Source organism: Paenibacillus sp. FSL H3-0469 (assembly GCF_038051945.1).
Classification (GTDB): domain Bacteria; phylum Bacillota; class Bacilli; order Paenibacillales; family Paenibacillaceae; genus Paenibacillus_AQ.
Genome location: NZ_CP150302.1, coordinates 2,315,561 through 2,341,303, shown reverse-complemented (window position 1 = coordinate 2,341,303; position 25,743 = coordinate 2,315,561). Strand labels below are relative to the sequence as shown.

Annotated in this window: 17 protein-coding genes; 16 read left to right on the top strand and 1 reads right to left on the bottom strand. The window is 53.4% G+C overall.

Annotation, left to right across the window (positions count from 1 at the left end):
• The first annotated feature begins 73 nt into the window (after positions 1 to 73).
• The gene (locus NSS83_RS10150; RefSeq protein ID WP_341348172.1) at positions 74 to 2,443 is read left to right on the top strand and encodes a glycoside hydrolase family 95 protein; all 2,370 of its coding nucleotides are present in this window, start codon (positions 74 to 76) and stop codon (positions 2,441 to 2,443) included.
• 45 nt (positions 2,444 to 2,488) lie between these two features.
• Here NSS83_RS10150 and NSS83_RS10145 read toward each other — a convergent pair whose 3' ends face one another.
• A complete protein-coding gene (locus NSS83_RS10145) occupies positions 2,489 to 2,899 on the bottom strand; it encodes a hypothetical protein (protein WP_341348171.1) in 411 nt (136 codons plus the stop codon).
• A 155-nt stretch (positions 2,900 to 3,054) separates the two neighbouring features.
• On the opposite strand from NSS83_RS10145, the gene NSS83_RS10140 reads away from it, so the two are divergent.
• From NSS83_RS10140 to NSS83_RS10070, 15 genes are all read left to right on the top strand, one after another.
• Positions 3,055 to 7,386, top strand: coding sequence for an endo-1,4-beta-xylanase (locus NSS83_RS10140; RefSeq protein WP_341348170.1), 4,332 nt, complete (start codon positions 3,055 to 3,057; stop codon positions 7,384 to 7,386).
• 886 nt (positions 7,387 to 8,272) lie between these two features.
• Positions 8,273 to 9,133: an ABC transporter permease subunit gene (locus NSS83_RS10135; RefSeq protein WP_341185239.1), complete on the top strand. Its 861-nt coding sequence runs from the start codon at positions 8,273 to 8,275 to the stop codon at positions 9,131 to 9,133.
• Positions 9,134 to 9,151: 18 nt separating this feature from the next.
• The gene (locus tag NSS83_RS10130; RefSeq protein ID WP_341184565.1) at positions 9,152 to 10,030 is read left to right on the top strand and encodes a carbohydrate ABC transporter permease; all 879 of its coding nucleotides are present in this window, start codon (positions 9,152 to 9,154) and stop codon (positions 10,028 to 10,030) included.
• Between the two features lie 104 nt (positions 10,031 to 10,134).
• Positions 10,135 to 11,841, top strand: coding sequence for an extracellular solute-binding protein (locus NSS83_RS10125; protein WP_341348169.1), 1,707 nt, complete (start codon positions 10,135 to 10,137; stop codon positions 11,839 to 11,841).
• Positions 11,842 to 11,897: 56 nt separating this feature from the next.
• Positions 11,898 to 13,610 (top strand): histidine kinase, encoded by a 1,713-nt coding sequence (locus NSS83_RS10120; RefSeq protein ID WP_341184567.1) that lies wholly within the window; start codon positions 11,898 to 11,900, stop codon positions 13,608 to 13,610.
• A complete protein-coding gene (locus tag NSS83_RS10115) occupies positions 13,564 to 15,192 on the top strand; it encodes a response regulator (protein ID WP_341348168.1) in 1,629 nt (542 codons plus the stop codon). Before NSS83_RS10120 ends, NSS83_RS10115 begins: the two co-directional genes overlap by 47 nt.
• A 446-nt stretch (positions 15,193 to 15,638) precedes the next feature.
• The gene (locus NSS83_RS10110; protein WP_341184569.1) at positions 15,639 to 17,000 is read left to right on the top strand and encodes an ABC transporter substrate-binding protein; all 1,362 of its coding nucleotides are present in this window, start codon (positions 15,639 to 15,641) and stop codon (positions 16,998 to 17,000) included.
• An 83-nt stretch (positions 17,001 to 17,083) separates the two neighbouring features.
• A complete protein-coding gene (locus NSS83_RS10105; RefSeq protein WP_341017703.1) occupies positions 17,084 to 17,965 on the top strand; it encodes a sugar ABC transporter permease in 882 nt (293 codons plus the stop codon).
• A complete protein-coding gene (locus NSS83_RS10100) occupies positions 17,965 to 18,792 on the top strand; it encodes a carbohydrate ABC transporter permease (protein ID WP_341184570.1) in 828 nt (275 codons plus the stop codon). The genes NSS83_RS10105 and NSS83_RS10100 overlap by 1 nt, the downstream gene beginning before the upstream one ends.
• Before the next feature lie 107 nt (positions 18,793 to 18,899).
• Entirely contained in the window at positions 18,900 to 19,889 is a 990-nt protein-coding gene (locus tag NSS83_RS10095; protein WP_341184571.1) for a LacI family DNA-binding transcriptional regulator, read from the top strand.
• A gap of 395 nt (positions 19,890 to 20,284) precedes the next feature.
• On the top strand, positions 20,285 to 21,259 hold the full coding sequence (locus NSS83_RS10090; RefSeq protein ID WP_341184572.1) for a LacI family DNA-binding transcriptional regulator: 975 nt from the start codon (positions 20,285 to 20,287) through the stop codon (positions 21,257 to 21,259).
• Positions 21,260 to 21,305: 46 nt separating this feature from the next.
• Positions 21,306 to 22,238, top strand: a complete 933-nt coding sequence (locus NSS83_RS10085) for an alpha/beta hydrolase (RefSeq protein WP_341348167.1) — start codon at positions 21,306 to 21,308, stop codon at positions 22,236 to 22,238.
• 97 nt (positions 22,239 to 22,335) lie between these two features.
• Positions 22,336 to 23,292 (top strand): sugar kinase, encoded by a 957-nt coding sequence (locus tag NSS83_RS10080; protein ID WP_341184574.1) that lies wholly within the window; start codon positions 22,336 to 22,338, stop codon positions 23,290 to 23,292.
• 11 nt (positions 23,293 to 23,303) lie between these two features.
• Complete coding sequence (gene gtfA / locus NSS83_RS10075) at positions 23,304 to 24,770, top strand: sucrose phosphorylase (RefSeq protein ID WP_341348166.1); 1,467 nt, start codon at positions 23,304 to 23,306, stop codon at positions 24,768 to 24,770.
• Between the two features lie 26 nt (positions 24,771 to 24,796).
• Positions 24,797 to 25,609, top strand: coding sequence for an alpha/beta hydrolase-fold protein (locus NSS83_RS10070; RefSeq protein WP_341184576.1), 813 nt, complete (start codon positions 24,797 to 24,799; stop codon positions 25,607 to 25,609).
• Positions 25,610 to 25,743 lie beyond the last annotated feature (134 nt).

Genomic DNA, 25,743 nt, shown 5'->3' with positions numbered 1-25,743 from the left:
GGTTATCAGGATTGATCAGGATGGAAGGGTTCAGCCAGATTAGAAATTAAGGTGTATGGAGGTAAGCTGCGCAATGAATATTTCATTTAATACCCCTGCCACTTTTTGGGTGGAGGCGCTTCCAGTCGGGAACGGACGGCTGGGAGCCATGATTTTTGGCGGCATTGAGAAGGAGCGTCTGGCGCTGAATGAGGACACGCTGTGGTCCGGGTACAAGACAGACTGGAATAATCCGGGAGCCCGTGAGGTTCTTCCTAAGGTTCGGGCGCTGATTGCAGAAGGCAGAAATGAAGAAGCGGATGAACTATGCAAAAAAATGATGGGCCCCTACGCCCAGTCCTATCTGCCATTCGGGGATCTGCTGCTTACGATGGAGCATGGGCAGACCATAGACGGGGAATATAGCCGGAAGCTGGACTTGTCCACGGGTGTTGGTACCGTCTCCTATGTAATCGGCGGTGTCCGGTATACCCGGGAGGTCTTCGCCTCTCACCCGGACCAGGCGATCATTGTCCGCTTAACGGCCAGCGAGGAGCACCGCCTCAGCTTCCGGGCGAAGCTGGACAGTCCGCTCCGTCACCGTTCGGAAGCAAACGGAGAGCAATACACGATTAGCGGACATGCTCCTGAATATGTGGCGCCGAATTATTACGAAGTCGATCAGCCGGTCCGTTACGGCGGAGAGTCCCCGCGGAGTCTGAAGTTCCACGGCCGTCTGGCTGCGGTCCAGACTGGAGGCCGTCTGGAAGCAAGTGCAGACGGTATCCAGGTTACCGGCGCAACGGAAGCGGTTCTATACTTCAGCGCGGCAACCTCCTTCGATGCGGAATCCGGCACAGTGAAGGCGGATTATGATGTAAGTCAGCAGACAGCTGGGGCTGTACAGCGGATCATTGGTGAGCCTTATGCCGGGCTGCTGGGCCGTCATGTTGACGATCACCGGGAGCTGTTTGACCGGGTAGAGCTGCATCTGGGAGAGAGCCTGGCTCCAGAGGGCATGCCGACGGATCAGAGAATTGCCGCCTACGGCAGCAATGATCCGGGGCTGGTAGAGCTTCTGTTCCATTACGGCCGTTATCTGCTGATTGCCAGCTCCCGTCCCGGCACACAGCCGGCGAACCTCCAGGGCATCTGGAACCAGGATACCCGGGCGCCGTGGAGCAGCAATTACACACTGAATATCAATGCGGAGATGAATTATTGGCCAGCAGAGGTCACCAATCTGTCCGAGCTGCATCAGCCGCTGATTGACTATACCCGGAGGCTGGCGGCTGGCGGCAGTGAGACGGCCCGGATTAACTATGGCGCGCGCGGCTGGGTAGCCCATCATAATGCCGATCTCTGGGCGCAGTCGGCTCCCGTTGGCGGCTACGGCGACGGAGACCCGGTCTGGGCATCCTGGGCGATGGGCGGGGTATGGCTTACCCAGCATCTGTGGGAGCATTATGCCTTCAGCGGCGATCTGTCCTATCTTCGGGAGACCGCATATCCGGTAATGAAGGAAGCGGCCTTGTTCTGCCTGGACTGGCTGATCGAGAACCCGGAGGGGTACCTGATTACCTCACCATCGACCTCTCCTGAGCACAAAATCGTAGACGGCGACAAGAAGTATGCCGTCAGCGAAGCGGCAACCATGGATCTGTCGCTGATCGCGGAGCTGTTCACGAACTGCAGTCTTGCTGCCGGCTTGCTTGAGCTGGACGGCGAATTCGCGGCTGAGCTGGTAGCCGCCCGCGCGCGGTTGCTGCCACTCAAGATTGGTGCCGGAGGCCGGCTGCAGGAGTGGTCGGCGGATATGGAGGATGAGGATGTGCATCACCGCCATGTCTCCCATCTGGTCGGAGTCTACCCGGGAAGATCGGTCACTGCGGCGCTGGCGCCTGAGCTGTTCGAAGCGGCCAGAACGTCGCTGGAGATTCGCGGGGACGGCGGAACTGGCTGGAGCCTGGGCTGGAAAATTGGCCTATGGGCCAGATTCAAGGAAGGTGACCGCGCCAAGCAGCTGATCACTAACCTGCTGACACTAGTTCAGCCGGAGGCCGTTAACAATGAACGCGGCGGCGTCTACCCGAACCTGTTCGACGCCCATCCGCCGTTCCAGATTGACGGGAACTTCGCAGCTACAGCCGGAATTGCCGAGATGCTGCTGCAATCGCATCAAGGGTATCTGGAGTTTCTGCCAGCCTTGCCTTCAAGCTGGGGCGAAGGCCGGGTGAAGGGCCTGCGGGCCCGGGGCGGCTATGAAGTGAACCTGACCTGGAGCGCTGGCGTTCTCGGGCAAGCGGAGGTTACTGCTCATCTTGGGGGAGTCTGCCGGGTGCTGGCAGAGCGCCCTCTGGAGATTACGCGCGGAGAAGACCGGCTATTGCTGGAGCCGGATTCGGACGGCCTGGTGAGTATTGAGATGCAGGCGGGGGAACGTGTTGTGGTACGGTATGCTTAGCAGATAAGACAGAGTGAACAACAGTTATGCAAATTGCAGCACGCTTCAGATTGTGGAGCGTGCTGTTTTTGCGTTGTTTGGGTAGGTGCGCGGGCCAAATGTATGCGAAATACCGAACACAATGGGTGAGACGTAGGTCCGTGGACCAAATGTAATCGAAAAACCGATCACATTGCGCCGGATGGTGCTGTGCGGACCAAATGTAATCGAAAAACCGATCACATTGCGCCGGATGGTGCCGCGCGGATCAAATGTAATCGAAAAACCGATCACATTGCGCCGGATGGTGCTGTGCGGACCAAATGTAATCGAAAAACCGACTACCTTGCGCCGGATGGTGCCGTGCGGACCCAATGTAATCGAAAAACCGATTACATTGCGCCGGATGGTGGTGTGTGGTTCAAATGTAATCGAAAAACCGATCACATTGCGCCGGATGTTGCCGTGCTGGTGCAAGGGGGAAGGAGCCGGGGGTGACTATGGCGGGTTTTTCTCCGCTCTTATTATCATTTTGTTATCAATCCTATCAAATTGTTATTTGTAAACGATTTCCAATCCGCTATAATTCAATCTGTAAGCGCTTTATAAAGAAGATTCTTAGGAGGGTACAGATGCTCAAGCGTAAACGAATGATGAGCCTAGGGCTGGCGCTGGTCGTCCTGGCGGCTTCGGTGCTGCCGATGCGGACACCGGCCTATGCTGCGGATGAGGGAGATCCGGCAGTTGTCCTTGCTTCGGACTTTGAGGACGGCACCGCACAGGGCTGGACCAAGAAGGGCGACGAACAGCTTACAGTAACGAAGGAGGTCTATCATGGAGGCTCTTACAGTCTGTACGTAGATGGACGGACCAAGGATTGGGAAGGGCCTAATCAGGTTCTGACGGACCACATGACTCCGGACACAGCCTACACTGTGGGAGCATGGGTGAAATCTCCGGCGCCGGTCAAACTCACGGTACATACCAAAATCGGCGAAAAAGAGGACTGGACGCTTGTAGCGGAACTTAGCGGAGCGAAGGGGTCCGGGGAATGGACGTATCTGGAAGGTACTTTTATTACAGGCGATAAGGTAGGCTTCACGGAGATTTATGCAGAAGCCGCAGCAGGAACCGCATTCTACGTGGATGATATCAAGATTACCACCGCAGCGGCTGAAGTCCCGGAAGGGGAGGAAGGGCTGCGCACGGATTTTGAAGACGGAACGCTTCAGGGCTGGAAGAACCGGATTGGCCCGGAATCGTTGTCGGTGAGTCAGGATACGGCTAATACCGGAACTCACAGTATGCTGGTCGAAGGAAGAGATCGTAGCTTCCATGGGCCAAGCCTGAGTGTGAAGGAGCATCTGCGGCCGGGCAAGAGCTACCAGTTCTCGCTGTATGTGCGCCTGAAGGAGAAGCCGGAGGCCGACAAAAGCCTGCAAATGACAGTGTATAAGAAGGCCGGCTCCGAGAGCTGGAATGCGATCGATAAGGTTGATATTAAGGCGGATCAGTGGGATCAATGGCATCTGCTGAAGGGGACTTTCCAGTACAGCGACCAGCCGTCTGAGGTGAACCTGTTCGTGGAGACTCCTTATATTACAGAGGAGACTGTGGATACGTTATCTTTTTATGTAGATGATGTAGTTATTGAACCTGCGCCTGAGATGAGCATTGAACAGGATATCCCTGCGCTAAAAGACATCTATGCGAACGATTTCGCTATTGGTGCTGCTGCGTACTCTTGGCAAATGGAAGGGGTCTATGGGGAGCTGCTGAAGAAGCATTTCAACAGCATTACAGCTACCTATGAAATGAAGCCCAAATTCCTGGCTCCTTCCGAGGGCACTTATGTGTTCGACGGGGCGGATAAATATGTGAATTTTGCCCAGGAGAACGGTATGGGACTTCGCGGACACGCATTGCTGTGGCATGTGGATGCTGCCGAGTGGATGTTCACAGGTCCTGACGGCCAGCAGGCAAGCAGAGAGCTGCTGCTTACGCGTCTACAGAGTTATATCGAGACCGTTATGCACCGCTATAAAGGCAAAATCTATGCCTGGGATGTAGTGAACGAAGCGATTGCCGACAATGGCGGCGGCCCGGACGGGATGAGACTGTCCCCCTGGTATAACCTGATTGGTCCGGACTATATCGAGAAGGCATTTGAATTCGCCCGTGCGGCGGACCCGGAAGCGAAGCTCTATTACAATGATTATTACACAGAGGTACCGGAAAAGCGTGAGCATATCTACAAGCTGCTGAAGACGCTCAAGGCGAAGAATCTGATTGACGGCGTGGGCCTCCAGTCGCATCACGGACTGTTCTCCCCATCCATTTCGGAGATTGAAAAGACGATTCAGCAATTCTCGCAGCTTGATCTGGACATTCAAATCACTGAGCTGGACGTAGATTCGGGCATTAGCCCTTCTTCACCGCTGCCAGCAGATATCGCTGCGCGGCAGGGCAAACGCTATAATGATCTGTTCGAGCTCTACAAGAAGTACAAGGACACGATCTCCTCGGTCTCCATTTGGGGCGTGCAGGATGAGAAAAGCTACAACAACCATGCCATGCTGTTCGATGAGCAGCTGAAGGCCAAGCCTGCATTCTGGGGGGCAGTGGACCCGTCCAAGCTGCCGGCCATTCACAATGTAGCCGTGGCGCTTGAGGGTACGCCTCAGGCAGGCGCAGCCGGGAAAGCCCTGTGGAGCAAAACAGCAGGGGTTCCGCTGGAACAGGGCAGTACAGTAACTGCCAAGGTTCATACGCTGTGGGATACCGATAACCTGTATGTGAAGGTAGACGTTACCGATGCCAGCCGGAATGCGGAAGACAAGGTTGAGCTTTTCCTGGATGAGAACAATGGGAAGACTACGGCGTATCAGCCGGATGACCGCAAGATCAGCTTGCCGCGTTCGGGCTCCGGGACCGAAGGAGTCAGCTTCACCAGCACAGAACGCGAGGGCGGTTATATCATTGAAGCAAGAATTCCGCTCGTAACCGTCAAGGGTGCCGCAGACGCGGAGCTGGGTCTTGATATCCGTGTCAGTGACGCCGGTGTTCCCGACTCTGTTCCTGCCTACTGGAATGATAGAAGCCGGTCCCAGGACAATGATACCAGTCATTACGGAGTTCTGCGACTCTCTGCCATGCCTAATTCAGCGGAATCGCTGAAGGGTCAGGTGAAGATCGACGGACAGATGGATGCGGAGTGGGAGAAGGCGAGGCCTTTTCAGGTGACAATGTCTGCCGCGCCTTACAGTACCACCGCAGAAGCCAGATCGATGTGGACGGAGGACAGCCTCTATCTGATCATTGATGTGAAGGACGCCTTGCTGAAGGCGGATGCCGCGAATCCATGGGACCAGGACTCCGTGGAGATCTTCATCGATGAGAATTTCAGCAGAACCCCGTATTATGAGGGGGATGACGGCCAATACCGGATTAACATTAATAATGTGGCGTCCTTTGGCGGAGGAGCCTCGGATAGCAGATTGACCAGCGCGGTAGTCCATACGGACACCGGGTACCGCGTCGAAGCTAAGATCAATTTCGGCACGATCAAGGGGGCGGCGGGAAGCTCCATCGGGCTCGATCTCCAGATCAATGATGACCGGGGCGACGGCACCCGCAGTACGAGTAAATGGAATGACAGGGGAGAGGATACGTGGCGGGATACCGCAAACTTCGGGATTTTGACCTTTGCGCTGCCTGAGGCGGCACCGCCAACCCCTACAGATGGGACTTCTTCGTCTCCATCGCCAGGCTCGGCACCATCTGTGAAATCACCGGCTCCGGCAGCGGTCTTCGCAGATGGCAAGCTGACCGTTCAGACTTCCCCGGATAAGGCGGGAATCCTGAATGTGGACCTCGCGCCGGATGCAGTAAATCAGGCTGTTCTTCAGTCGCTGGACAGCGGCATTCTGAAGATTGCCGTCAAGCCTGCCTCAGGGACCCAAGCGCTGCAGCTGGGGCTTCCGCTTCAGAGTCTAGCTGCACAGCCGAAGATTAAGGAGATTCGTATTGAGAGCGGCTTCGGGGCAGTGCTGAGCCTGAACACACAGCTGCTGAAATTACAGGATACGCAGGCTGGGGATGTTCTTCAGCTTCAAGTTAAGCGTGTGGGCCAGGACGGATGGCCGGCAGCAGTGAAGACCCGCTTGGATGGAGCGGCTGTACTGGACTTCTCGCTTGCGATCCGTGGAGCCAAGAACACAGCGGTGGACGCTGCTGCGCTTACCCTGCTGCTGCCTTATGAGCTTAAGTCAGGCGAGCGGGCGCACCAGCTTGCGGTCTATCAGGTGCTGGAGAATGGTAAGCTTGCAGTTGTGAAGGATCGTCAATATGATCCGGCGACAGGCTATGTCTCCTTCAAGACTAAGGAGCTTGGACAATATGCGGCGGCCACAGTGAAGCTGCCGGATCACAAGGGCAGCAAATGGGCTGCCGAGAGCGTTGAAGCTCTGGCTGCAAGCGGGATACTTCCTCTGGGAGCAGAGGCTTCCTATGAGACAGGGGTGTTGATGAACCGGGCGGAATTTGCCCAGCTGCTGGTCGATGCTTTTGACCTCCAAGCTGGAGCAGCCGCTCCAGGCTTCAAGGATGTCAGTAAGGATTCCCCGTTTGCCGAGGCTATCAACATTGCTGGAGCCTTAGGTATTGTAAAAGGTAGAGCAGACGGGCTCTACAGTCCGAGCGATACACTCAGCCGTCAAGAAATGGCAGTCATGCTGAACCGGCTCATCCAGCTGGAGCAGATCAAGTTGAAGGCCGATCCAGCAGCGGTTCCAGAATTCAAAGATCTGAACCAGCTGAGCGCGGAAGCTTCAGGCGCTATAGAGAAGCTACAGGCTGCCGGAGTCATCCAAGGCGCACAGAACGGCAACTTCCTGCCGATGGCCCAGATGACCAAGGAGCAGGCTGCGGTGGTAGTGTACCGGATAATCGGTCTCAACCCGTAGATTAGCGAATTAGTAGATTAGCCTCAGCAAGTATATAGCCTTCAGCGAGCAGCGGTTCTCCCGATGAGGGGGGCCGCTGCTTTTTGTGATGGGAGGGAGTGTGCCATCCGGGCGGGCGAAAATCGATGGGTGGAGAATGACGCTTTGGAGCGGGCGGATAACCGACTTCTATGCCAGGAAATAGTTGGATTTTGGGCACTTGTTCGCGCGCGGAATTGACCTAGCGGGACAACAGTTGGAAAAAAGGCACTTGTTACGCCGGGGCCAGAACAAAAAGAAGAAATCCGCAAAAATAAATAGCATAAATCCACCTAATTTCCTCAAAAGCTCCAAAACGGCTAAATTAAGATTCGTTTTTCCAACTAATTCTGTAGTAGGCTGTGCAACCATCGTTTGGGCGGCGTAACTAGAAGCTACTCAATGTTGCCGGGGTACCTCTGAATTGCCGAAGTTTCTCATGGCTGTTTGAAGTTGTTTGAACCTAATCTAAGCTACAATCCGCCATGTCATGGTTAGTGGATAGCTTCGTAAAGGTTTGTTCTTTTGCAGTAAATATTGCCCCCGCTTAAACAGCGGAGACCACAGCGATTGTAACAACGTTCCGTTCGCGGAGCGTCCATCCAAGTGCCACCGTAATGCTACGTTCAAAACTGCCTGTGGTTATCATTTTGTTATCAATGCTCTGTATTTATCATGTATCTGTCATGTCCGGCTAGGTATTATTAATTTATAAACAAAGTAAACGGATACACGTTGACCAGCAAAGGGGAGCAGAAGCATGAAAAACTTGGTTACGCCAGCCAGCGTAAAAGGCGAGAAACTGGATGTAAATGCGGGGAGTCCCCGGAAAAAATCGAAATGGAAATCGACGCTTAGCCTCGATCTGATGGTTCTGCCGGCATTGATCCTAACCGTGATCTTCGCCTACATTCCAATGACAGGACTTGCGATTGCCTTCAAGAATTACAAGCCGGGCTTAGGCTTTAGCGCTTCCAAGTGGGTGGGGCTGGAACATTTTGAATATCTGTTCAGTATTCCCGAGAACGTTCAGATCATCTGGAACACACTGATTATTGCCGGGCTGAAAATGCTCGCCAACCTGATCGTTCCCTTCTTATTCGCACTGCTGCTGAATGAGATCCGCAAGATGGCGTTCAAAAAAATGGTACAAACCATTGTCTATATGCCCCACTTCCTGTCATGGGTGATCCTGGGCGGTATCCTCTCCGACCTGCTGGCCAGAGACGGCGGCCTGATCAACCAGGTACTGGTCAGTGTATTCGGCATCCAGCCGATTTTCTTCCTGGGTGACGGGAACTGGTTCCGGTTTGTCGTAGTAGTGAGTGATGTCTGGAAAGAGTTCGGCTTCAACACCATCGTCTTCCTGGCCTCCCTGGCGGGAATTAACCCGGCACTCTATGAAGCTGCTGAGGTTGACGGAGCAGGACGCTGGCAGCAGACATGGTCGATTACGATGCCGGCCATGCTGCCGATTACCATCGTAGTAGGAACACTGGCGCTGGGTAACGTGCTTAACGGAGGTTTCGACCAGATCTTCAACCTGTATAACGCGCTTGTCTTCGATAAAGGGGACATCATCGATACATTTGTCTACAGACTAGGAATTGTTGACGGTAAGTTCAGCTTCTCCACGGCGGTCGGATTGTTCAAATCCGTTGTCAGCTTTGTCTTGATCGTAACAGCTTACCGCCTATCGTATAAATTTGCTAACTACCGTATTTTCTAGAATGGAGGCCAATCTGGCATGTATCATAAAACAAAACCTTACCGCATCTTCACCGTGTTCAACTATATCCTGATGATCGCAGTTTCGATCATGTGTGTTGTCCCGCTGATTCACGTCCTTGCTGTATCGTTCAGCGGGAAATCGGCAGCCAATGCCAACTTGGTTGGTCTGTGGCCGGTAGATTTCACAGTGGACGCCTATACCAAGACCGTAGCCAATGAGAATTTCACCCGGTCCATCTGGGTGACGCTGCAGCGCACGGTGCTGGGAACTGCTTTTAGCATGGGGATCGTCATTCTGGCTGCCTATGCACTGTCCAAAGAGAACGCCCGGTTCAGACGCCGGAACCTGTATATCTGGCTGCTGGTCTTCACCATGCTGTTCAGCGGCGGTCTGGTGCCGATGTACATTCTGATCCAGAAGCTGCACCTGATGAACTCTTTGTGGGTACTGATTCTGCCGGGAGCTGTCTCGGTATGGAATATCATTCTGCTGCTTAACTTCTTCCGGGCCGTGCCCAAAGAAATGGAAGAAGCCGCCTTCATCGACGGCGCAGGTCATTTCAGAACACTGTTCAGCGTATATCTTCCGGTATCCATGCCGGCCATTGCCACACTGTCGCTGTTCACGATTGTCGGTCACTGGAATTCTTGGTTCGACGGCCTGCTCTATATGACGGATCACCGCAATTATCCGCTGGCGACCTTCCTGCAGTCGGTCATTGTTCAGCAGGACTTCAGTAAAGTGACCGTGCGTCCGGAGGATCTGGAGAATATCTCACAAAGAACGGTCAAAGCCGCTCAGATCTTCATCGGAATGGCACCAATCCTCATCGTGTATCCATTCCTGCAGCGTTTCTTCGTGAAGGGAATTGTCCTCGGGGCGGTTAAGGAATAGCCGTCCTTCCTATTTAAAGGGGGTGATGCACGCGCTGGAAGCTAAAAAAGATTGACTCAAATAATTAATATGATTAAATTTTAATTAAAGGGGTGCAAGATTAAATGATAAAGAAAATGAAATTTTCTGCGGCAGCAGTGTTATCCACAGTCATGCTGGGCAGCTTGCTGGCCGGATGCGGCGGCAATGCTGACAACAAGAAGGCAGAAGGGGACAACAAGCCGGCGGCAAGCGAAGACGCGATGTATTCGGCTCCCTTTGAGAATGGTAAATATACAGAGCCGGTAACCATTTCAACCGTATTTCCCATCGCAAGCAGCCTGAAATTCAAGAATGGCGAAAATATCGAGAATAACGTGCACACCAAATGGGCCAAGGATACGCTGGGCATTGACATCAAGTATCTCTGGACCGTAAGTGACCAGAACAACGCCTATGAAACCAAGCTGCGCCTGATGCTGACCTCAGGTGAGAAAATGCCGGATATCATCTCCTTCCGCGGCAGCCCTTCCCTGATCTCCGATCTGATTGACAGCGGCCAGTTCACCGATGCGGGCGAATTGTTCGACAAATATGCTTCCGATATCTACAAAAAAGCGATGGCTGAAGAGCCAACTGTGTGGAATCCCTACATGAGAGACGGCAAGCGGATGGGTATCCCGATTTTGGAAAACGCTTATAATAATGATCCGGTTATGTATATCCGTGAGGATTGGCTGAAGAAATTGAACCTTAAGGCTCCGACGAATCTGGCTGAGCTGGAAACCGTCCTCGATGCGTTCACGAACCAGGACCCAGACGGCAACGGCAAGAAGGATACAACGGGACTGGCTGTAGGCTTCAAAAACAACCTGAACACATGGATGTCGGAAGCCGGATGGGTCTTCGGGATGTTCGGCGCGATGCCTAACCAGTGGAACAAGACAGCGGACAACCAGCTCGCTTACGGTTCTGTTCAGCCGGAGATGAAGCAAGGTCTGGCAACGATGCAGAAATGGATGAAGGAAGGATATATCTCCTCCGAATCCGGTCTGTATGATGAGAACAAAGCAACAGAAGCTTTTACAGCAGGCAAATCCGGTATCATTGTCGGCCCTTACTGGATGACAGGCTGGCCGCTGCCGGATCTGCAGAAGAACGTTCCAGGTGCAGTGCATAAGGCTTATCCGCTTCCGGCAGGCCCGGACGGCAAGGTAGGCAGACACGGCACGAAGATCGCCTCCGGTGCTGTATTGATCAACAAGGATATGGAGCATAAAGACGCATTCTTCGTCTACCAGAACTATCTGTTTGATAACTGGGCTAACCCGGACAGCACAACCTTCGTGAACGGCTTTGCCAAAGGCTATGACTATGATATCGCTGAAGACGGAACCGTCCTGAAAGAGCAGGATACGGATAAGATTCCAGGCGGCTGGGTGGATGCGATCCGTTACACTCTGACTTATGATGGAGCTATTATTCCTAACCTGATGATGAATACACTGGCCAAGCTGGCCGGCGGCGCTGAGCCTGCTAACCAGTATGAGAAGAATCTGTCCGAGCGTATTCCTGAGCAGATCTTAGCAGCCAAGATCATCATCGACCAGAAGGACAGTGTAATGCCTGAGATGTTCACAGGTACACCTACTGAAACTCAGCTCGCCCGCGGAGATATGCTGGAGAAGCTGGAGAAGGAAATTCTGAACAAAATTATTTATGACAAAGCACCGGTAGACGAATTCGATACCTTTGTAGAGAAATGGAAAACTACAGGCGGCGACAAAGTGACCACTGAGGTCAATGAATGGTATCAATCCCTGCAGAAATAAAGAGTTAAAGAACAAGGGCGGCCCCTAGGCCGTCCTTTCATTCGGAGGAGGGCAATGTGAAATATCGACTGTCTATCTTTCAGTGGCTGTCGTTTGTCCTGATGCTGATGCTGCTGATCATTGTAGGTGCGTTTTGGCTCATCTACCGGCTGAACGTGAAGGACATTCAGAATGAGCTGAGAAAAAATAAAATGTATGAGGTTGAATTCATGACCTCCCAGCTATCCACGCAATTTGAACAGGTGCTGACAAATACCATTACTTTGTCACAGGACCAGTCTGTGCGTGGATATCCTTATATTCTGAAGTTCGGGGATCAATATTCCAAATATGAGATGAAGCTGACCATCATCGATAAGCTGGCCCTGAACACGGCCTCCACCTCCTGGAAGAATACAGTCATTCTGTACTATGAGGATGAGAAAGAGACGGTATCCTCGGATTCCTCCTTCTCCTTCAGCACTTTCAGTCCCCCGGAGCAGGCGCGGAACCGCTGGGTGCTGCACATGGATAAGGAAGGCAAGGGATATTACTCCAACATCATGCGCAGTCATATCAGCTCGCTGTTAATTGAAGTCAGGATTTCTCTGGATAATCTGGTGAAAATGATGGATCAGTATGTCTCCGGTATGCCGCTGCTATATGATGCCTCTGAGCAGGCCTTTATTCAGCCGGGGGAAGCATTTCCGCAGCAGCTGTTACAGTCGATCAGTCCCCGGATCAGCGGGAACAGGGGGACCATCTCCGCTACAGAGAACCGTACAGAGTACCAGATTAACTATATGAAGTCGGACATGCTGGATCTATATTTTATAGACGCCTATCCCAAGCGCCAGTATATCGAACCGATTAACCGCAATAACCGGCTGTTCCTGTATGCGGTACTGGTAGTGCTGGTTGGTATTATGTTCTACACTCTGCTGCTCCGCAAGCAGGTTCAGAAGCCTGTGATCATGCTGCGCAAGGCGATTGACCGGTTCGACCGGGGCGACTTTTCCAGCCGTGCCGTCGATCTGCAGGTCAATGAGTTCAAGGTGCTCGGCAATTCTTTTAACCGGATGGCGGAGAATACCCAGACACTGATCGAGCAGGTACTGCTAGGAGAGATTGAAGTAAAGGAAGCGAAGCTGAAGCAGTATCAGGCACAGATTAATCCGCATTTTCTCTATAACTGCCTGAATTTCATTCAGAGCAAAGCAAGCATTGAGGATTATCATGCGGTTACCGCGATGACGCTGCATCTGGCTTCCTACTGCCGGTACATTCACAAGATTGAACAGCTGGATTCTACGCTTCAGGATGAACTGGATTTCGTCGAGCATTATCTGCATATGGTCCATCTGCGCAAAAGAGAAATCACCTTCGAGTTCGGTGTCACGGCAGAGGCGGGCAGATACCGGTTGCCAAGGATGATTCTGCAGCCGCTGGTGGAGAACTGCATTAAGCATGGCATTGAACCGAGCCTGAAGCCCGGCATTATCTCGGTTGCCGCCAAGGAAGATGCTTCGTATCTGCTGATTACCGTGAAGGATAACGGAATCGGCATGACGGAGGAACGGCTTGGCGCGGTCCGCCGCCATATCGAGGACAATATCATCAGCAATGAACAGCTCGGAACCGGGCTAAGGAATGTGAATCAGCGGCTGCGCCTGTATTTTGGCAAGGACTCGGGGTTATCCGTAGACTCCGTGCTGTCCGAAGGCACCTGTTACCGGATTCGTATTGAAAAGGAGGGAGAACCCCATTCTGCAAATTCTGCTGGTAGATGATGAACAATATGTCGTAGATGATCTGGAGCTTGCTTTTCCATGGCAGGACTTCGGAATTGAAAAAGTATATAAAGCCTACTCCGGCGCCCAGGCCATGCAGATGATCGGGCAAAATCCGGTCGATATCGTCATTACGGACATTGCTATGCCCGGGATGAGCGGGCTGGAGCTGGTGAAGCAGGTACAGCGGACCCACCGGAGAATCAAGTGTATTCTGCTGACCGGCTATGCCGAATTCGAATATGCCCGTGAAGCTCTTCAGTATGGCGTGGTAGAGTATCTCGTTAAGCCGCTGGATCACCAGAAGCTGCGGACGGCTCTGGAAAGCACGATTAAGACCATCAAGAAGGAGCTTGACCGGACGGCCTCCTATGAGCAGGCCATGCTGGCCTTCCGTGAGCATCTTCCGGCGCTGAAGGACAAGCTGCTGGCCGAGCTGATTCAGGGCAAATCCTATCCGCAGGAACGGCTGAAGGAGAAGCTGAGCGGTTATCAGATTGATTTTCAGCTGAACGACCGGGTCTTCCTGATTCTGATCCGTCTGGAGGAGCATTTCACGAACTTCGGGCTGGATAGCCAATTACTCTTTGAATACGCGGTGACCAACATCGCCTGCGAGCTGCTGGGCCCGGGCTTCGAGATGTGGCATGGCCGGGATGCTTACGAGAACCTGGTGTTTATTGTGAAGAGCAATGAAGCGGGGGCGGTTGACCAAGGCAAGATCCTGAAGCAGCTAACCCATAATACCCATCAGCTGCACAGCAGTGTGAATGAATATCTGAATGGCGGAATCTCGGTCATTCTGTCCTACCCGGGCGAATTCCCGCTGGATCTCCGCGCCATGTATGAGGACTCCCAGTCGGCATTAAGGCAGCAAGTGGGCAATGACAAGGGCTATTTCATCTCCTTGACGGATCAGCAGAAGAGTTCGCCGGTCCAGCCGCTCAAGGACTTATATGCTTCCCCCTCACTGATGCATCTGCTGGAGACCGGCCAGTGGCAGGGGTATAAGGAACGGCTGCAGCAGATGAAGGAATTCAGCAACAATCTGCCGGCCTATAACGAAGAATACATTGAGGAGATCCGCACCATGATTCTCGGCTCCTTTCACTATATTGCCCATAAGAATCATAGCCTGCTGTCCGATCTGGTCGGGCGGGAGCTGCTGGATAAGACTCTTTTCCGTTCCGTGTCCCAGCTGATCAGCTGGGGAGAAGCGCTGGTGGATACCTTGCAGAGCAAGCTCGAACGGGATACACAGAATAACCGGATGGGCATCGTCAAGGAGATGCAGAGCTGTATCGCGGCTAATCTGGCGCAGGCCAGCCAGCAATTCGTAGCGGACGCGGTCTCGCTGCATCCGGCATATGTCTCCAGACTGTTCAAGCAGGTCAGCGGGATCAGCATCAGCGAGTATATCCTGAATATGAAGATGGAGCAGGCCGTAGCGAGTCTCCGTAACTCCGAGCTGAAGATCTATGAGATCTCCGAGCAGCTCGGCTACGCCAACAGCCAATATTTTATCAAAGTGTTCAAGGAGCAGTTCGGCATGACGCCGCAGGATTTCCGGGGGAAGCTGTAGGCTGATGTAGGGTCCCGTTCCGTACTATCAGAGGTTTCGGCTCATTTGGGCCGAGGCCTTTTTTTGTCGGATGTATGCGGAAAACCGATTACAATTGGGCTGGGAGCGGCGCGTGAGCCGAATGTAATCGAAAAACCGATTACAATTGGGCTGGGAGCGGCGTGTGGGCCGAATGTAATCGAAAAACCGATTACAATTGGGTTGGGAGCGGCGCGTGAGCCGAATGTAATCGAAAAACCGATTACAATTGGGCTGGGAGCGGGCGTGAGCCGAATGTAATCGAAAAACCGATTACAATTGGGCTGGGAGCGGCGCGTGTGGCGGATTTTATTAGCTAAAATTTAAATATGATAACCGATTGACATAAATATGTTAACCGGTTATCATAAAGCTGTATCTGAAATGTATGCGCATTCAAAACAATCAAAAGTACGGGGGGAATTCATTTGAAATTGAGAAAAGCTGCAAGCTTCGCTATCGCTCTGACGGTGGTCACCGGATTACTCGCAGGCTGCTCCAAGGGGAATTCGGCAAACGGTGCTGTTAAGGAAGAAAAGGGAGAGACGCCAGCAGCAGAGCAAGCCGCCAAGGATGTTAAGCTCACCTTCTTCAATACCTCTGCAGAAGTCAATACCGTATTCGAGGAGCTGTTCAAGAAGTATCATGAGCAGAATCCGCAGGTGACGATTGAGCTGATTCCTACACCGATCGGCGGCGCGCAGCTTGAGAAATTCCAATCCCTGCTGGCCTCCGGCAATCCGGCGACAATCGTGAATCTGGATGCAGGCACCATACTTCAATATAAGGATGATTTCCTGGATTTAGAGCCGGAGAAGGCGAAGTATGAGGCCCTCACCAATCCGGGAGCCATCGACGGCGCGTTGCTGGACGGACAATTCCTGGGTATTCCCTGGACGGCCCAAGGCTACGGTCTGCTGTACAACAAACGTGCGGTAGAAGAGGGTATCGGCGGTGCCTTTGATCCTGCATCGGTGAAGACCCGTGATGATCTGGAGGCGGTTTTCAAGAAAATTGAAGCCTCCGGCAAAGCGCCGGTCATGCTTCATGGAGCAGACTGGTCGCTCGGTGCCCACTATCTGGGGTTGACCTATTCCCTGCAGTCGCAGAAGGTGGAGGACAACCGGAAGTTCGTGGAGGAGCTGAAGAACGGGCAGGTGAAGCTGACGGAGAATCCGCAGTTCACCGGATTGATGGATACCTTCGATCTGCTGAAAAAGTACAACGCACGCAAGAGCGACCCGCTCGTTGCCGATTATAACCGCGACAGCGCGGATTTCGCTAAGGGGGCTGCGGCCTTCTACTTCATGGGGGACTGGAGCTGGGCGGTCATCGGAACGCTGGAAGGCCGCGATACCGACTTCGGTATCCTGCCGCTGCCGGTCAGCAATAACCCGGAGGACTTCGGCAACACGCAAGTCGCCTACAGCGAGCCTAAGCTGTTCGCCATCGATGATTCGAAGTCTACGCCGGAGCAGCAGGAAGCCGCCAAAGCGTTCATCGAATGGATGGTCAGCAGCGAGGACGGGCAGAAGGCCATTATTAGCGATATGGGGCTGTCCATGCCGTATAAGGATCTTAAGGCGAAGAGCACGAACATCATGTCCAACGCCGTCAGTGAATACGTGAAGCAAGGGAAGATTATCAACATCGGTGTCATCAATTACCTGCCGCAGGATTACTGGGCCAAGACCGGAGCTGCGATGCAGAAGTATCTGGTAGGCAATATCGACCGCCAGGGGCTTGCGCAGGAGGTTCAGGATTACTGGAAATCGTATGCAGGGAAATAGACAATCTCTTCGTTTGTGCTAAAAGAACAGGCTGAACCGGACATTCTCCAGTTCAGCCTGTTAAGAGGAAAGGGGGCAGCACTATGAACAAAAAGCTATCACTGAAGAATGCGGGGACATTCTTGGTCTTCGGAGGTCCCTCTATCTTCGCTTTTGCCGCCGTTGTGATCATACCGTTCATCGTCGGCTTATATTTGACCTTCACGAACTGGGATGTCCGTACAGGCGACAGCAGCCTGATCGGCTTCACGAATTATCTGGAGGTATTCAGGGATAAGGTGTTCCTTCAGCAGCTGTGGTTCACCCTGAAGTACGTCTTCTTCACTGTGGTGATTGCCAATGTGTTCGCCTTCTTCATCGCGCTCGCCCTGACGAGAGGCGGGAGAGGGGAGCAATGGCTGCGCACAGGGTTCTTCACACCCAATTTGGTCGGAGGGATCGTACTTGGCTACCTGTGGCAGACGCTTTTCTCACAAGTGCTGCCTTACCTTGGCGCTAAATACGGCTGGGAGCTGTTTCAGACCTCATGGCTGACGAATACGGGGACGGCATTCTGGGCGCTGATTATTGCGACCGCCTGGCAGCTGGTCGGGTATCTGATGATCATTTATATCGCGGGCTTCACAGGCGTTCCGAATGATGTGCTGGAGGCGGCAAACATCGACGGGGCAGGGCGGACTTCGGTGATCCGCAGAATTATTCTGCCGCTGACGGTTCCTGCAATCGTCATCTGTATTTTCATCTCCCTGTCCCGGTCCTTCTTAACGTATGACATCAACCTGGCCTTAACCAAGGGCGGACCGTTCAATTCAACGGAGCTGGCCACCTACCATATCGTGCAAAAAGCCTTCCTGTCCAATCAATACGGTGTCGGCCAGGCAGAGGCAGTTGTTCTGTTCGCTGTCGTAGCGATTATCGCGTTGACGCAATCCTATCTGCTGAAGAAGCTGGAGGTGGAATCTTAATGAATGCTAACCGGCGCATCCTCCCGGGCCTCCGGACAGGATTCTTATACCTGCTGCTGTTCGCCTTTTTAACACCGTTCCTGCTGATTATTATGAACTCCTTCAAGACCACCCAGCAATTCTTCGAGAGCCCGCTGTCACTGCCGACAACGATTAATTTCAAGAACTACGCCAGCGCCTTTGACAATATGGATTTTATGCAGGGGTTCATGAACTCGCTGATCATTACGGGGATTTCCGTCACAATCATTATTATTTTCTCGGCGATGACCGGGTACTTGTTCGTGCGCTACAAATGGAAGGTGAACTCCATCTTCTTCTTCCTCATGCTGGCCTCTATGGCTCTGCCCTTCCAGGTGCTGATGATTCCCATGGTGATGCTGTACGGGAATATGGGGCTGCTGAATACCAAGCTGACGCTGCTGTTCATGTATCTCGGCTTCGGAGTGCCGTTTGGCGTCTTCACGTTCCACGGCTTTATCAAAGGGATTCCTTATGAGCTGGAAGAATCGGCGTTTATCGAAGGAAGCACCACGCTGCGTACCTTTTTCAGTATTGTGCTGCCCTTGCTGAAGCCGGTATTCGTCACCCTGCTGGTGCTCGATGTGCTCTGGATCTGGAATGACTATCTTCTGCCCAGTCTCGTGCTGCTGTCGCCGGATCAGAAGACCCTGCCGCTGTCCACGTATACCTTCTTCTCCTCCTATTCTGTGGACTACGCGCCGCTGATGGCCGGGCTAATTATGACAATAATTCCCGTGCTGATCATCTACCTGTTCCTGCAAAAACAGATCATCAAGGGGATCACGGAAGGGGCGCTGAAATAAGGGAAGCGAGGAAGTCCAAATCTTCACCGCAGTGACGATTACGCGTATATAGCTGAAATCCATGCGAACTTCCTCTATAATTGGAACTAAAAAGCAAGGTGGTTCCTATGGCGAATCTGAAAGACGTCGCAAAGCAGGCAGGACTTTCTGTGAATACAGTGTCCAGAGTCCTTAACAATAGAGGGTATATCAGTGACAAGACGAAGGAGAAGGTCTACCGGGTGATGAAGGAAATGAATTATCAGCCGAATGAAATGGCCCGGGCCCTGTTCCGCAAAAAATCCAATATGATCGGGCTGATCATCCCGGCGATTTCCCATCCTTTTTTTGCCGAGCTGACCGCCTATCTCGAATATTATGCAGACCTTAAGGGCTACAAGCTGCTGCTCTGCAATTCCAACCGCAACGTCTCCAAGGAAGTAGATTATATCGAGATGCTCAAAAAAAACCAGGTCGATGCCATCATCATGGGCAGTGCCGTGCTGGATGTGCAGCATTATCTGCACCTGGACCTGCCGATCGTCTCCTTCGACCGTGTAATCTCGGAGGACATCCCCGTGGTCACCTCGGATAATCTGGAGGGCGGCCGGCTGGCTGCCCGGTTATTAACCGGCCAGGGCTGCCGGCACACGGTCTATATCCAGCGGGGGATCGATGGTCCCCAGCATCACTTCATGCTGGCCGGTCTGAGAAGGCAGGGGTACGAAGAGGAGATGAAGCGCGCTGGACTTGCGCCGCTGTACTTGCAGCTGGAGGTTGAAGAGGGAAGCTATACCGGAGGGGACACTGCCATTGCCGCCTACCTCCAGGAGCATCCTGAGATTGACGGCGTATTTGCCAGCAGTGATGTGATTGCCGCCGAGGTCATTCATGCCTGCAACCTGCTCGGCAAGGAGATTCCTTCCGCAATGCGCATTGTGGGCTATGATGATGTGCAGCTCGCCTCCATGATCTCACCGCGTCTAAGCACGGTCCGGCAGCCGATTCAGGAGATGAGCGAAGCCATTATGGAGCTGGCGGTCCGGCAGATCGAGGGCCAGGCGGTGACGATGGTGAATACGTTTCCGGTAACGGCTGTGGAGCGCGGCACGACCTGATACCCCGGACTGGCAGTTTTCCTGCCAGCGTCTGCCTTAGTAGAGCATCAGAGTTAGTATAGTGAATATTCGCTCAGCAGTTCTTCGGAAGCTGTAGGCGCTGGAACGATAGCAACTGCCCTCTGTACAATAGAATGCTGCAAAAAAGGCTTTAAAATAGAATCTATTGTACTCCGTACAATTGAATGTTGGAAAAAGGCCCATTTTCTCCCGAAACACGATATTCCAATGTATGAAATACAATAGAATCTCATTTTACGGTCAGCTATGCGTTTTCTGTTGCAGGAAATACAATTACCCGCTGCTGCTGCCCTATTATATCAACCGGTTAACATAGAACCTTGCCCTGTTCCGCTGAACGGAGGAAGTAGGCTGACCCGGGTCAGGAGGTACGGATGGCTGTAACCATCAAAGATGTTGCCGAGAAGGTCGGCGTCTCCGTCACTACCGTCTCCCGAGTGCTTAATAACCGGGGATACCTCAGTGAGAGTCTGAAGCAAAAGGTGAACGATGCCATGGAGGAGCTGAATTATCATCCGAGTGAGGTGGCACGTTCCTTGCTGCGTAAGAAGTCCAATATTATCGGCCTGATTCTGCCGGATATCTCCCATCCGTTCTTCGGAGAGGTAACCAAGCATATTGAGGCCTATGCCTATGAACAAGGCTATAAGCTGATGCTGTGCAATTCCCTGCATCACAAGAAAAAAGAGAAAGAGTACATCGATCTGCTGCGGGCTAGCCGGGTTGACGGCATCATCATGGGCAGCCATACGATGAGCGTGAACGATTACAAGTCGATCAACCTGCCGCTGGTGTCGCTGGACCGCCAGATCTCTAAGTCGATCCCGTTCATTGCCTCGGATAACTATCAGGGGGGAGTGCTGGCCACCCGGCTGCTGCTGCGCAAAAAATGCCGGAGCATCGCCTATCTTAGCGGGAATCTGCGCCTTAATCTGCTGGCCAAGCAAAGGCATGACGCCTTCCTGGAGCAGGTCAAAGGGCAAGATGTTGCGTACACCGTAAGGCAAACCGATCTGAATGGATTCAAGTATAAGGATTACGAGAAGCTGGTCAGCAGTCTTTTTGAGGAGCGTCCTGAGCTGGACGGCGTATTCGCGAGCAGTGATATGCTGGCATTGCAGGTGCTGAAGCAGTGCAGAAGGCTGGGCAGAGCTGTGCCCGGTCAAGTCAAGGTCGTAGGCTATGACGGAATTGCCGCCCTGGATGCGGAGGATCTGACTACCATCGTACAGCCGATTAAGAAAATGGGCGAGCTGGCCGTTCAATATCTGCTTCAGCAGATCGCCGGCGAGCCGGTCCCGCTGGAGACCATTCTTCCCGTCCGGTTAGCGGAGAAGGGGACCACTTGAAGCACACAGGATTCATTCACATTCGAACGATATGGAGGGAATATAGATGAATTTCATTCACCGCGTGGCCCCGGAGTTAAGAGAGGGGATGGCCGGATTGCCGCCGCTGCATTTGCCGGGGGATCTGGCCGCAGCCCGGAATATGGTCCCGTTGCCTGCTGAACCGTCAGACTGCGTCCGCATTACGGAGCGGGTCCTGATTGCCGGTTCCGGGCCGGTGCGGATCAGAATCTTTGAACCGGCGAAGCGGAGTAAGCATAAGCTGCCTGCCCTGCTATGGACTCATGGGGGCGGCTATATTCTGGGCCAGCCGAGCGGCGATGATGCGTTATGCGAGAGCTTCGTCCTCGCGGCTAACTGTGTTGTCGTGTCGCCCGATTACCGCCTTGCCCCGGAGCATCCGTACCCGGCAGCGGTGGAAGACAGCTTCGCGGCATTGGTGTGGCTTGCAGATCCGGGGAATGATCTCCAGATTGACAGGGCCCGGATTGCCGTAGGCGGCGCGAGTGCGGGCGGCGGTCTGGCGGCTGCCTTGGCCCTGATGGCTAGAGATAAGGGAGGTCCTGCCCTCTGCTTCCAGCTTCCGCTGTATCCGATGCTGGACGACCGCAACATTACACCTTCCAGTTATGAGGTAACTCACCCTGCGGTGTGGAACCGGGCGAACAATCTGGTAGCTTGGGAGATGTACCTGGGCGGTCCTGCCGGGGGCGCTGACACCTCCCCGTATGCGGCACCCGGCCGTGCGGATCAACTGGCGGGGCTTCCGCCCGCCTATACCTGTGTCGGACAGCTCGACCCGTTCCGGGATGAGACGATTGACTATGTGGCCAGGCTGGCACAGGCCGGTGTAGAAGTCGAATTTCATCTCTACCCGGGGGGCTATCATGGCTTTGAGCATGTTGTTCCTGCAGCCGAGGTCGCCCGCAGAGCCAGAGAAGGCTATATCCATGCCTTAGCAAGAGCCTTGAACTCTTAAATTGTAAAAAGAGGACGGGTTTTTGAAAGTATTGCGTACACAGAACCCATAGAATGAATAGGACGCAAGGATATTGGAGTGCCAAGGGGGAGTGCGGGTGTTTAGACTCGGAGAGACAATACGGTTTGAAGATCAGGCGAACGATGTGTTAACAGTGGGCGAGCTGCTCGTGGATATGATCTCCAATGAGTATGGCGAGGACACGGTATGTGATGGATATACCCGGTATTTTGGCGGATCGCCTTCGAATATTGCCATTAATGCAGGGAAGCTGGGCATCCGGTCGCATGTGGCTTCGGCGGTAGGCAGGGATAGCCTTGGCAACTACTTGATGAACCGGCTGCAGAGCGCCGGAATGGCGACAAGCGGCATCCAGCAGGTCGATGATTCTACCAGTATGGTGGTGATAACGAAGAGTCAGGCTACGCCGGTTCCGATCTTTTACCGTGCGGCGGATTACCGGCTGGAGTACAATGAGGCGCTGGAGCAAGCCTTGATTCATTCCAGCATTGTCCACTTCTCGTGCTGGCCGATCTCAAGGAACCCGTCCCGTAGGGCGGTAGAGCGGGTGATCAGGACGGCGAGGAAGCATAAGGTGCTGATCGGCTTCGATCCCAACTATCATCCCTCAATTTGGCAGAAGGGAGAAGACGGCGTAGCCTATGTCAAAAGCATCATCCCGCAGGTGGATATCATCAAGCCTTCCGAGGATGACGCCGAGCGTCTGTTCGGACCCGGCACGCCGGAGGAGCAGATCGCCAGATTCCTTGCGCTTGGTGCGAAGCTGGTCATTCTGACGCTGGGCAAGGATGGGGCACTCGTCTCCACCGGCAGCGAAACGAAGTCGTTTGCCACCAAGGCTACGCAAATTGAAGATACGACTGGAGCAGGAGATGCCTTCTGGTCCGGCTTCTATACGGCTGTTATTAAAGGGTATACGCTCGAAGAGGCGCTGGAGCTTGGGTTTGCCGTCAGCGCGTACAAACTGAAATTCACGGGTGCGGTAGTGGATCTGCCTGCGCTGGAGACCATTAAGCAAGAATTCAACCTGTAGGAGGCTCTGAAATGACACTGAAGAATCAAGTGCAGTTAATTACCTATCCCGATTCGCTGGGCGGAGACCTGAAGCAGCTGCATCAGGTACTTCGCGGTCCTTTCGCCGGACTGTTTGCCGGGGGGATTCACATCCTTCCGCCTTTTCCTTCCTCCGGGGACCGCGGCTTTGCGCCGCTGACGTATCTTGAGATCGAGCCGGAATTCGGCACCTGGGAGGATATTCGCAGCATCGGGGTAGAATTCGATGTGCTGGTGGATCTGATGGTCAATCATATCTCCAGGCAATCGCCGTATTTCCAGGACTTCCTGGAGCATGGCCGGGCTTCTGAATATGCGGATCTGTTCATCACCCTGGACAAGATCTGGGAGGATGGCAAGCCTGTGCGTGCAGATATCGGGAAGATGTTCCTGCGGCGGCCGTTGCCGTATTCTACCTTCACGACCTCCGGAGGGGAGGAAGAGAAGGTCTGGACCACTTTTGGCAAAACCGACCCTTCCGAGCAGATTGATCTGGATATCCATTCTCCGCTTACCCGCGACCTGCTGCGGCAGTTCTTCCTGAACTTCAAAGAGCAGAATGTCAAGATCGTCCGGCTGGATGCGGTCGGGTACGTGATCAAGAAGCTGGGCACCAGTTGTTTTTATGTGGAGCCGGAGATTTATGAATTCCTGGATTGGATCAAGGAGATGGCGGATTCGCTGGATATAGAGCTGCTGCCCGAGGTGCATGCACACCACAGTATCCAGACCAAGCTATCGGAGTACGGCTGCTGGATCTATGATTTCATTCTGCCTTACCGCGTGCTTGAGGCGCTTACCGGCAGATCCAATACGGCGCTGTACGACTATCTGCGGACCCGCCCGCATCAGCAGTTCACGATGCTGGACTGTCATGACGGTGTTCCGGTGAAGCCGGATCTGGATGATCTGATCGATACGAAGGAAGCGCGGGAGCTGGTGGATCTCTGCGTGGAGCGCGGGGCGAACCTGAGTCTGATTCTGTCCGAGGAGCATAAAGCGCCGGATGGCTTCGATGTCCATCAGATCCGCTGCACGTACTACAGTGTACTGAATGAGGATGACGATGCGTATCTGGCAGCCAGAGCGATTCAATTCTTCGCGCCGGGTATTCCGCAGGTCTATTATGTAGGCCTGCTGGCTGGCCGTAATGATCTGGAGCAGGTGGCCCTGACAGGCGAAGGACGGGAGATCAACCGCCATAACTATACGCTGGAGGAGATTGAAGCCGAATCACAGCGCGAGGTTGTGCAGCGGCTGATGAAGCTGATCCGCTTCCGCAATGAGTATAGCGCCTTCAATGGAACCTTCCGGGTGCTGGAGGCAGAGGCGGATGAAATCAGGCTGATGTGGGAGCAAGGAACAGCATATTGCCGGCTGCACATTAACCTGCAGAATTATAAGACTGTTATCGAATATATAGATCAGCAGGGACAAGAAGCGGTATACTGGGTCTGATTCTAATTCGTTAAGGGGGAATGATGATGGCTACAATGCAAATCAGCCTGTTCTCGGCGAGTCTGAAGCGGGAGGTCACGATCCAGGCCATATTGCCGGTGGATCTGCCGGAGGGCTGGGGATTGCCGGCCTGGTCGGGCCAGCCCTTGAGATCGCTCTATCTGCTGCACGGCTTCTCCGGCAGCCAGAACGACTGGCTGAACTTCTCAAGGATCAGAGAGCTGGCGGACAGGCATCAGGTGGCAGTATTCATGCCGGCCGGAGAGAACCGCTTCTATGTCAATGATGAGCTTAGGGAAGAATATTACGGTGAGTATATCGGCAGAGAGCTGGTAGACTTCACCCGTAAGCTGTTCCCGCTATCAGCAGCCAGAGAGGATACCTGGATCGGCGGCTTATCGATGGGCGGATACGGTGCGATCCGCAACGGTCTGAAATACGCGGAGCGCTTCGGCCGGATCATTGCCTTATCCTCGGCCTTAATTCCGTATAGAGTAGCCAATATTGCCCCAGACTATAAAGACGGAATTGCCAGTTATTCCTACTATGCCAGCGTCTTCGGCGATCTGAGTAAGCTGCTCGGCAGCGACAAGGACCCCGAGCAGCTGGTGCGTGATGTGAGGGTGCAGGGACTTGCCCTGCCGGAGCTGTATATGGCGTGCGGAACCGAGGATATGCTGCTGGATGTGAACCGCCGGTTCCATCAGTTCCTGGACAGCGTGCAGGCTGCCCATTACTATGAAGAAGGCCCTGGCGACCATAACTGGGCGTACTGGGATAAGCATATCGAAGCTGCGCTGGACTGGGCGGTTAACCAGCAAACTAGCTATATAGATTAACTTTATAAAATTGACAGGGAAAAGTGGCGGAGGAGAATTTTGGAACTGTAGGAGCGGTAGCATCCGCCTGAAAGCTTTCCGTAGGAAAGCTCGCTTCGGAAGCATCAGCTGTCACCGGATTTCTACCGCGAAAA